Genomic DNA, 1521 nt, shown 5'->3' with positions numbered 1-1521 from the left:
ACTGCTCTGAAAAACTTATCCAAACCTAACTAAACTTGTTAATCCGATCTGGTGTTTTCTTCCTGCTTCAACCAAGGGTGTCGGCACCAACTTGTCCACAGGCGTTAAGTTCAGGTCGAGCCGACCTTACTTTTTCTTCAGGGGCATTTTCCAAATTGAGCGAGGCATTTAAATCTCTGTCAATTGTGTTGTCGCATTTTTGGCAATCAAACACCCTGTCTGAAAGCTTCATGTCTTGGATGTGACCGCAACAAGAACAGGTTTTGGATGAGGGAAACCATCGGTCAACTAACTCAACTTTAGTTCCATAATGGTTTTGTTTGTAAACCAATTGACGACGCACTTCATAGAAGCAATTATCGCTAACTGCTGATGCGAGTTTGTGGTTTGCCATCATGCCTGAAACGTTTAGGTCTTCAATGCGAATGCAGTAAACACGACGACTCAAATCAGTTGTCATTTTATGAATTGTGTCGCGGCGAATATTGCTAATCCTCCCATGATGCCTCGCTGATTTGGAGTAATAATCTTTTGCGTTTTTAGATGCCCTAACACCTAATTTCCTGCTACCTAAAACCTTGTTACGATTGCGCCATTGCAGTTTACTGAGCTTGGTTTTCGCCCTTTTTGTAGAAACTGGCATGGCGTAATAAGTTCCATTACTAACAGTTGCTAGAGTTTTCACTCCTAAATCAACTCCAACCCGTTCGATTGGGTGATAAATAGTCGGAACCTTTTCGGCATCCAACACAAAAGAAACAAACCATTTGTCCGCAGTTCTAGTAACCGTGAAAGTTTGCGAACTGCAAGTAAAGTCTATCTTCTCCTTAAGTCTAAATTCTTTCAAACCAGGAAGTTGAATCCTTTTACCCGCTTTGATAACTACTCGGTTAGTAAAGGGGATTGGTGGTTTACCTTTTACTGGGTAAACACCAGATGTTTTGTAAACCGTAAATGAATCACCCTTCTTTTTGGTTTTCTTTTTGGGAAAACCACTTAATCCTTGTCGCCACCTTTTGAATGCCTTTTTCAGATCGATAAAAGCTGACTGATATACGGTGGATGGGTATTGTTTGATCCACGCATATTCAGGCATTCTCATGACTACTTGGGTAAAGACTTGCTTGATGATGTCAATTCTTTTAGAGTCACCGAGTTTAACGCCCTCAAAGCTCCAACTGGCGACTAACATCTCTAGCCCGAAGTTGTAGACAAATCTCCGAAAGCCAGCAATGCCACGCATTAAAGAGGTTTCCTTGTTATTCAGTTGCCACTCTCTTTTTATTGCGTACATCACTAAACTTGCTTAAACTTCTTTACGTGAATAAGTATACCCTCAATCGGAGCAAGGATCAACCCCGTCTACAATTTTCTTCACTTTGGCTTTGTATTTACGCAACCCATAAAGGCGAGAACTAAAGCAATGGATTATAGACAGAAGATCCTGAGTCAATTCTTCTTGCGGGGAAAGGGTTTCGGCGTTAGCTACAATTATTGAGCCTCCACCCCATTGCACCAACT

At 41.6% G+C, this 1521-nt stretch carries 1 protein-coding gene and 1 pseudogene; both read right to left on the bottom strand.

Annotated features, from left to right (window positions below; translation table 11 throughout):
- Positions 1–67: 67 nt before the first annotated feature.
- Positions 68–1294 (bottom strand): RNA-guided endonuclease InsQ/TnpB family protein, encoded by a 1227-nt coding sequence (locus tag ACE1CC_RS13885; protein WP_413271023.1) that lies wholly within the window; start codon positions 1292–1294, stop codon positions 68–70.
- A 42-nt stretch (positions 1295–1336) separates the two neighbouring features.
- Positions 1337–1521: pseudogene (locus ACE1CC_RS13880) on the bottom strand (IS607 family transposase); the annotation flags it as partial.

This window comes from Floridaenema aerugineum BLCC-F46 (genome assembly GCF_041929345.1).
GTDB lineage: Bacteria > Cyanobacteriota > Cyanobacteriia > Cyanobacteriales > Aerosakkonemataceae > Floridanema > Floridanema aerugineum.
Note: the sequence above shows the minus strand (reverse complement) of the source record. Positions and strands in the feature narration are given on the sequence as shown.

Coding starts and splice junctions, on each gene's coding strand:
- ACE1CC_RS13885 (WP_413271023.1), bottom strand. CDS start 1,294: ATGTACGCAATAAAAAGAGAGTGGCAACTGAATAACAAGGAAACCTCT.